At 73.9% G+C, this 8371-nt stretch carries 5 protein-coding genes; all 5 read right to left on the reverse strand.

Annotated elements, in window-relative coordinates; genetic code table 11:
- Window positions 1–61 precede the first annotated feature (61 nt).
- Window positions 62–1954, reverse strand: a complete 1893-nt coding sequence (locus tag HCN52_RS18625; protein WP_168089595.1) for a stealth family protein — start codon at window positions 1952–1954, stop codon at window positions 62–64.
- Window positions 1955–2255: 301 nt separating this feature from the next.
- The gene (locus HCN52_RS18630; protein ID WP_168089596.1) at window positions 2256–3170 is read right to left on the reverse strand and encodes a carbohydrate ABC transporter permease; all 915 of its coding nucleotides are present in this window, start codon (window positions 3168–3170) and stop codon (window positions 2256–2258) included.
- Complete coding sequence (locus HCN52_RS18635) at window positions 3167–4465, reverse strand: carbohydrate ABC transporter permease (RefSeq protein WP_168089597.1); 1299 nt, start codon at window positions 4463–4465, stop codon at window positions 3167–3169. The genes HCN52_RS18630 and HCN52_RS18635 overlap by 4 nt, the downstream gene beginning before the upstream one ends.
- Before the next feature lie 21 nt (window positions 4466–4486).
- A complete protein-coding gene (locus tag HCN52_RS18640) occupies window positions 4487–5875 on the reverse strand; it encodes an ABC transporter substrate-binding protein (protein WP_168089598.1) in 1389 nt (462 codons plus the stop codon).
- Window positions 5876–6380: 505 nt separating this feature from the next.
- On the reverse strand, window positions 6381–8371 hold a 1991-nt coding region (locus HCN52_RS18645), incomplete at its 5' end, for an FtsK/SpoIIIE domain-containing protein (RefSeq protein ID WP_280923933.1).

The raw sequence follows: 8371 nt of genomic DNA on the forward strand, positions 1-8371 counted from the left end.
GGGCGGGACTCCCGCTCCCTGACGGGCCCGGGCGGCCCCGGGGAGGTGCGTCCGACCGGCGTCAGCCCGCCGGTACCGGGGGCACGGGCGGCGCCTGCGGGGCGGTGGTGGCGGTCAGGGGCACTGACCCCGACCCCCTGGAGCCGCCGGACGCCGCGCGGTCGCCGCTCCGCTCGAAGGGGCTGGCGAAGGGGAAGTACGACCGCAGGAACGGCTTCATCACCGCGAGCTGGTCGGCGAGGTCGGCTTCGCTGGAGACCGTGTCGTTGAGGCAGAAGACCGACCGGTCCCGGGCGGCGAGCAGCCGGCCGAGCCGGGCCGGCGTGTGCGGGTGCGCCATGTCGAAGTAGTTGTAGACCATCTCGCCCGGCACGGCCCGCCCGGTGAGGAAGGCGTAGTAGTGGTGCAGCGAGGAGGTCACCGACAGGTCGTTCAGCTCGCGGAAGCGGTTGGCGGCGGTGGCGCGGTGCCGCTCGGCGAACTCCTCCTCGATCTCCTGCAGCACACTGCGCTGCAGCGCGTGGGGCACGTGCTTCATCTTCTGCGTGATGACGGAGCCGAACCGCTCCTCGATGACGGTGCGGTTGTTCTTGCCGGCCACCGAGACGGGGACGTCCTCGGCCGAGGGGCGGCCGAACGGCACGTGCGCCTTGGAGAGGAAGAACTTCGACAGCCCGTTGGCGAGGAAGAAGTCCTGCGGGGTCGCCGGGCGGCCCAGGAAGACGTCGTCGTTGAGGTAGAGGAAGTGCTCCGAGAGCCCCTCGATGTGGTGCAGCTGGCTCTCGATGGCGTGCGAGTTGAACGTCGGCAGCACCGAGGGGTCGGCGAAGATCTCCCGGTGGCTGACGACGGTGATGCCGGGGTGCGTGGTGTCCAGCCAGTCGGGGGTCTGGTCGTCGGTCACCAGGTAGACGTGGTTGATCCACGGGGCGTACTGCGCCAGGGAGCGCAGCGAGTACCGCAGCTCGTCGCGGCTGAGGAACCGCGCCGCGTTGGCGGCCTCCTCGTGGTAGCCCTCGCCCGCGTGCTCGGCGCGCCGCCGCAGCCACGCCGGGTCGGACCCGTCGACCCAGGTGTACACGGCGTCCACGGGGAAGCGGATGTCGTCGGGGAGCGGGTGGGAGAACTCGGGCAGGGTGCGGACCGCGGGTCCGGGCAGCGCCGCTGCCGGCAGCAGCGGGTTGACCCGGTCCAGCGGGACGGTGACGGTCTCCTCGCCGGGCGGCACCTCGTCCGTGCAGCGGTTGGGGCGCGGGGCGACCAGGCCGCCCCGCTCGTCGGCGGCCCAGAACTCCACGTCGCAGCCGAAGCGGTCGCCCACGGCGGACTCGCCGGCGTCGTCGGTGAAGTACCAGCACAGCGGCAGCACCGCCGACTGCTGGGCGCGGCGGCGCAGCAGCTTCTCCACGGCGGGCGTGGTGCGGGGCCCGGTGCGGCCGGTGCCGTCGGTGGTCAGATAGCCGGCGGTGCGTCCGGCGAGGGCGGCGAGCACGGTGACGGCGTCGTCGCGTCGGGCGGCGGGGACCCCGACCACGCCGGCGGCGGGGTCGTTGCCGCGCACGGCGAAGTGCTCGATGCCGGCCTCCTCCAGCGCCTCGCAGACCCAGTGGACGGCCTGCGCCTGCGCCTGGACCGGGGAGGGGTGGGGCCGGACGTGGGCGGCCTTGGGGCGGCGGTCGACCGTCACCAGGCGGCGGCCGGGGGCCGCGAACGTCTCGGGGGAGCGGCGCAGGGCGTGGCCCGCGCGGCGCTCGGCGATGTGGTCCGGCAGCGCCTGCGAGAGGGTGAGCGATCGCTTCACCGCGGACCGCAGCCGCAGCGAGGCGTGGCCCGCGACGGCGCGCCGGGCCGCGAGCGGCACCACTCTGCGGTAGATCGCGACCAGGGTGGACGCCTCGGGGTTGCGGACCGCGCCACCGGCGCGGCGGTCCCCCTGTTCCGGTTGTGCGCTCATCGCACCGGCTCTCCTCCCACATGCACGCCCGGCCCTCGGTTCACCGGGCCGGTGCGAAATGTCACCATCGTCGTCAGTCTGCCGCACGTCGGGACGGACCCGCCGTGCGTGGCGGGACCGGCGTACGGCCGGATGCGACCCCTGGGCCGCACCGTACTCCTTCCCAGCCTTCCGGAAAGGAGGCATCACCGATGTGGTCCGTGCGTCGCCCGGGAAACCGCCGCCGCCGGCGCACGGAAATGCCCGTTCACTCGTGTGAGTGAACGGGCATCACCTGCTCGGTGGTTCCGACGGGGTCCGGCTATTTCACCGCGCCGCCCATCATTCCCGCGACGAACTGCTTCTGGAAGGCGAAGAAGATCGCCAGCGGCACGAGCATCGACAGGAAGGCGCCGGGCGCCAGCACGTCGATGTTGGCGTCGAACTGCCGCATCTGCTGCTGGAGCGCCACCGTCATCGGCGGGCTGCTCGGGTCCGCGAAGACCAGGGCCACCAGCATGTCGTTCCACACCCACATGAACTGGAAGATCGCCAGCGCCGCGATGGCGGGACCGCCCAGCGGCAGCACCACCCGGGTGAAGAGCCGGAGCTCGCCCGCGCCGTCCAGCCGCGCCGCCTCCAGCAGCTCCCGCGGGATCTCCGCGAAGAAGTTGCGCAGCAGGAAGATGGCGAAGGGCAGGCCGAACGCGGAGTGGAACAGCACCACGCCGATCGTGGTCTCGAAGATCCCGAGGGTGTTGAAGAGCCGCGCGACCGGGATCAGCGCCACCTGGATGGGGACGACCAGCAGCGCGACGACACCGATGAACCACCAGTCCCGGCCGGGGAAGTCCATCCACGCGAAGGCGTACGCCGCCGCCGCGCCCAGGATCAGCACCAGCAGGGTCGCCGGCACGGTGATGACCACCGTGGTCCACAGCGATCCGGTGATCGCGTCGTTCTCCAGGATGCGGGAGTAGTTGGCGCCGGTCAGCGACCCGGGGTCGCTGAGCACCGTCCACCACCCGCTGGAACTCATGTCCCGGGGCTCGCGGAACGACGAGATCAGCAGACCCGCCGTCGGCATCAGCCAGAGCAGCGCCAGCACGACCAGCACCACCCGGACCGCGGTGCCCGAGAGCAGCGACACCAGCCGGGAGGAGACCGACGAGCGGGGAGCACCCTTCCCGGCGGCCGTGTCCGCGCCCGCCGGCGGTGTCGTGGCGGGGGTACTCATCGCTGGGCCTCCTTGCGCAGCCGGCGCACGTTGACGATCATCACCGGGATCACCAGCAGCAGCAGGAAGATCGCGATGGCCGAGCCGAGCCCCTGGTCCGCGCCGGCGCCGAACGACACGGTGTACAGCTGGAGCGCCAGCACGTTGGCATCCGGTTGCACCGAGCCCGGCGCGATGATGAGCACGAGGTCGAAGACCTTCAGCACGTTGATCATCAACGTCACCATCACCACCCCGAGGACCGGGGCGAGCAGCGGCACGGTGACCCTCCGGAACACCTGCCACTCGTTGGCGCCGTCCACCCGGGCGGCCTCCAGGATCTCCCGCGGGACCCCGGCGAGCCCCGCCGCGATGAGGACCATCGCGAAACCGGCCCACATCCAGACGTAGGAGCCGATGATCGCCGGGGTCACCAGCGTCGGGCCGAGCCAGTCCACCCCGTTGTAGGAGGCGGCGAAGTTGGACGCGGCCAGCCGCAGCTCGGCCCCGTCCGCCTCCGCGGGCAGCGAGAACGTGCCGTCCTCGGCCGTCTGCGCGGAGGCGACGGACCGGCCGTCCACCCATGCCTCGACCGTGACACCGGCGAGCGCCTTCTCGCCGTCGTCGATCACTCCGGGCTCGCCACCACCACCCTGTGAGAAGTCGAGCCAGACGGTGCCGGTGACAGCGTCCGCCACCGGTTCCGCTGCGCGGGCGGGCTCGGCGTCGGCGACGTCCTGCGGCGCGACCCGGACCAACGGCAGCAGCACGCTGTCGCCGGTCGAGACGGCCTCGTCCCGCACGATCGACCCGTCGGGCTGTTCGGTGAGGCCGTCGTCGGGCCGTGGATGGGCGCCCGGCCAGGGCGCGCCCTCCGAGAAGCTGTCGTGCACCGAGGTGACGACCGCGTTGGCCACACCCCGGTCCGGGTCCGCTTCGTAGACCAGCCGGAAGATGATGCCCGCGGCCAGCATCGAGATTGCCATGGGCATGAAAATCAAGAGCTTGAACGCGGTCGCCCAGCGGATGCGCTCGGTCAGCACCGCGAAGATCAGGCCGAGTCCGGTGGCGACAGCGGGCGCCACGGCGAGCCAGATCAGGTTGTTCTGCAGGGCCTTCCTGATGGCCGGGTCGGTGAAGAGCGACTGGTAGTTGTCAAAGCCGACGAACCCGTCACCCGACGCGTCGAACATGCTCCGGTAGAGCGAGAAGACGATCGGGTACACCACCAGCGCGCCCAGTAGGAGCAGCGCCGGCAGCAGGAAGCAGGCCACGACCCAGGGGCGTCCTCGTAGGACGCCGGAGTCCTTCGCCATCGTCCGCAGTCCTCCCGCGGATCAGTCGCCGTAGGCGGCAGCGGCCTGGGACTCCAGGTACTCCTGGACGCCCTCGATGTCCTCGGGGTCGCGGAGGAAGTCCTGCAGCGCCTGCCACATGCCCTGACCGGTGGTGCCACCGAAGGCGGCCGGGGCCAGGTCGGACATGTCGAAGCGGAAGTCGTCGCCCGCGGAGATCAGCGCCTCGGCGATCTCGCGCTGCACGTCGTCCGGGTAGGCGTCGAGCTCCAGCGACTTGTTCGGGGAGAGGAACCCGCCCTGCCCGGCCCAGGTCCGCGCCGCGTCCGTGGAGGCCAGGAAGGCCATCAGCGCCTGCTGCGCCTCGGTCGCCTCACCGGTGTCGGGGGAGAGCGCCACGGCGACGTCGCCGCCGGAGACCACGGGGGAGTCGTCACCCACGGCCGGGAACGGGAAGACCAGCGCGTCCTCGCCGACCACGGCGTCGGTGGAGTCGCTGATGACCGACGCCACGAAGTCGCCCTCGTAGACCATGGCGGCCGCCGGGGCATCCAGGTCGGCGAAGGTCTGCGTCACCGAGGTCGGGAAGTCGGTCCGCAGGGCGCCGGCGGAGCCGCCGGCCAGCAGCCGCTCCTCGCCGAAGAGCTCGCCGAGGGTCGTCAGCGCGTCGGTGACGCTCTGGTCGGTCCAGGGGATCTCGTGGTCGGCGAGCTGGTCGTACATCTGGGGCCCGGCCTGCGAGAGGTAGATGTTCTCGAACCAGTCGGTCAGCGTCCACCCGTCCGCCCCGCCGACCGAGACAGGGTCAACCCCGGAGTCGGAGAGCACGCCCGCGGTGGAGACGAACTCGTCCCAGGTGGTCGGCGCCTCGACGCCGGCGTTGGTGAACGAGGTGGTGTTGTACCAGACCAGCGACTTGTTGGCGGCCTTGACGTAGACGCCGTACTGCTCGCCGTCGTAGGCGCCCAGGTCCTGCCATCCCTGGTCGTAGTTGGCCGCGAGCTGCTCCTGGGCCAGGTCGCCGACCGGGGCCAGCCAACCGCGCTCGGCGAACTCGTGGACCACGCCCACCTGGGCCACCAGCGCCACATCCGGCGCGGAGCCGCCGTCGATCTTCTGCCCGATGAACGTCGCCAGGTTGTCACCGGTCGGGACGAAGTTGACCGTGGCTCCGGTCTGGTCCTCGAAATCGGCGATGGCGGCCATGAAGTTGGACTGCTCGGCACCCGTCCAGACGCCGGCGACCTCCAGGGTCTCGCCGGAGAGGTCGGGCAGGTCCAGCGCGGACTCGCCGCCGCCCGTCCCGCCCCCGTCGGAACCGCCGTCGTCGTCACTCCCGCAGGCCGTGAGTACCAGGGCCGCCGCGACGGAGACCGCCGCGATCCGGCCGACTTGCCGCGAACCACCGCGGGGTCGAATGGCACTGCTCATGTTGACCGCCCTTTTTACCTGTGAACCATCATCGCTTCATCGGACAGGCGTCGGCACGCGTCCCCGGACCTGCGCGTGGGCAGGCTGGGACGCGTGTTCCGACGCCAGTAGCCGTACTACGCTGCGGGGGCGTTCCAAGCAAGAGCGTTCAACCTGTCAACAGGCCATTCGTGATGGCTCCGTTACGAGGGGGTTAAACTTCCGCTACCCGGAGCGCGGACCCTCGCCCCTGCGGCCACCCGCCGCCGAACTGCGGCGGGAGAGCGGTCCGGGCGGACCCGGCCGGTGTCGGCACCGCCCGCCGCAGCGGCCCCGGCGCCTCGCCGCGGGGACGACCCCGTCCGCGCCGCCGCCCCTCCGCGCCGACCGGGGCAGCGCCCGACGCAACCGGCTGCGCGAACTCGCGTCGGCGCCCACCCCGGACGGGGAGCGCGTCCGTCGGCCGTGCGGCTGACCGCATCCGACACCGCCGGCCGATCCGACGCCGGGTCTCGCACCCGCACTCTCAGGCGGGCGAGGCCGCCGGTGTCGCGGAGCCCTGCGCCGCCCGCGCCGCGGCACTCGCCAGCAGCGCCACGTCCGTCGGACCGTTGCCGAGTTCACGGACGGTCCGCCGCGCCGGCGCGTCACCCGCCCGCGCCCAGTCCAACGGCTCGACCGAGGGGCGCAACGTGGCGGTCCGCGGAATCCGCCCGGTGACCCGCCCCACCTGGAAGGCCAGCGGGCCCTCCGGGGTCACCAGCTCCGCGCGCCCCGCCGGTGAACCCGTCAACCGGATGCGGAGCGCCTCCGGCGCCGGCGCCGCCTCGCCCACCGAGACCAGGTGCACGCCGAGGGCGGCCCCGTCCCGGACCACCGCCTCCAGGACACGCACCACCGAGCCGGCCGCCGGCCGCCCCGGCGCACCGAGCGCCGGCGCCCGCAGCGCTGCCATGTCGTCCACGACCACCACCAGGTGGGGCAACGGCCCGTCGCCGCCGGGCGGTGCCGCCGCCCGGGGCGGCTCCTCCTCGCCGGCGCGCCGCTGTCCGACGACGCGGAGCAGCGCGGTCGTCGGGTCGTCCTCCTGCCAGGTGACCGGGGACGGCCCGCCGAGCAGGTGTGCGCGCCGGGTCAGCTCGGCGCGCAGCGACTGCGCCACGGTCCGCATCCGCACCGGGTCGGTGGTGCGCAGCCGGTCCACCACCTGCGGGAGTTCGGCGCAGGGCGCGAGCCCCTCATCGGCACCGTCGATCAGCAGCAGGGACAGGCGGTCCGGGCCGGCCGCGGCGGCGAGCGAGGTCGCCAGGGAACACAGCAGCTCGGTCCGGCCGGACCGGGCGGGACCCTCCACGACCACCGGTCCCGCCGCGGCCACCAGGTCCGTCGCCAGCGGGCCGCCGACCGCGGCACCCAGCACCAGCGGCAGTCCGCCGGCCGTCCACCGCTCCCGCAGCGCCGCGGGCGTCACCCGCGGCAGCCGCAGCACGTCCAGCAGCCGTGCCGACTCCGGCAGCGCCGTCAGCTCCGCCTCGCTGCCGACCGCCTCCCGCAGCGGTGCGAGCGCGCGGGCCAGCCGCTCCGCCCAGGCCGCGGACACCCCGTCGGCCGTGGCGGGAGCGCCCGCCCGGCCGTCGGGACCGATGAGCCGTACCGAGGTGGCGACCTCTCCGGAGAGCACCGCCCGCAGCCCGCAGGCGGCGAAGGCCGGGGAGCGGTCCGCGGCGGAGGCGAGGGTCCGGGTGACGGGCGAAGCCGGGGTCGAGGGCGGCGCCTGCGCCAGACAGATCAGGTGGATCCCGGCGGCCGGTCCCTCCGCGGCCAGTCGTGCCAGCTCGCGTCGCAGGCGCTCGTCGGTCACCTCCCCGTCGACCACGACCACGGTGCGGCGTCCCGTGGCGGTACCGGTCGGGCCGGCCGTGCCGCGGCACGGCTCGGCCGCGGACTGCCGCGCCTGCGCGGGCAGGCGCGGCGGTGCCGCCCCCTCGGGGGCGGTCCGGTCGCCGTCGCGCAGCCGACCCAGCAGCTCCGCCACCCGCGCGCGGGCCTGGGACTCGTCGAAGGCCAGCAGCCGGTGGCACGGCTGGGTGGTGGGGCGCGTGTGGGGAAGCCAGCCGGTCCACGCCCAGGAATCGGCGCAGCCCGGGGCGATCGTCACGACCTCGACCACCCCCGGCGGGTGGAGCGCGACCAGCTGCGCGAGCAGCGCCCGCGCGACCGACCGCACGCGGGGGAGCGGCCCCGCCAACCCCAGCGATCCCGCGGCGGCCAACCGCAGCGTGACGGGGTCCAGGGGGCCGTCGGTGTGCTGGGCACTGCCGAGCCGGGGCGCCAGCAGCTCCGGGTGGCCGCCGCCGCGCTCCCACAGGGGGGCGGCGACCTCGACGGCCGCCAGCAGCAGGGTGGCCGGATCCGGCGGGGCGGCGGCCGGGGTGTGGCTCCGCCCCCGCCCGGTGCCGCGACCCGAGGTGGTCGGCCCGGTGGGTCCGGCCCGACTCCGCCCGCGTCGGGGCCGGC

Source organism: Streptomyces bohaiensis, from assembly GCF_012033785.1.
Lineage (GTDB): Bacteria > Actinomycetota > Actinomycetes > Streptomycetales > Streptomycetaceae > Streptomyces > Streptomyces bohaiensis.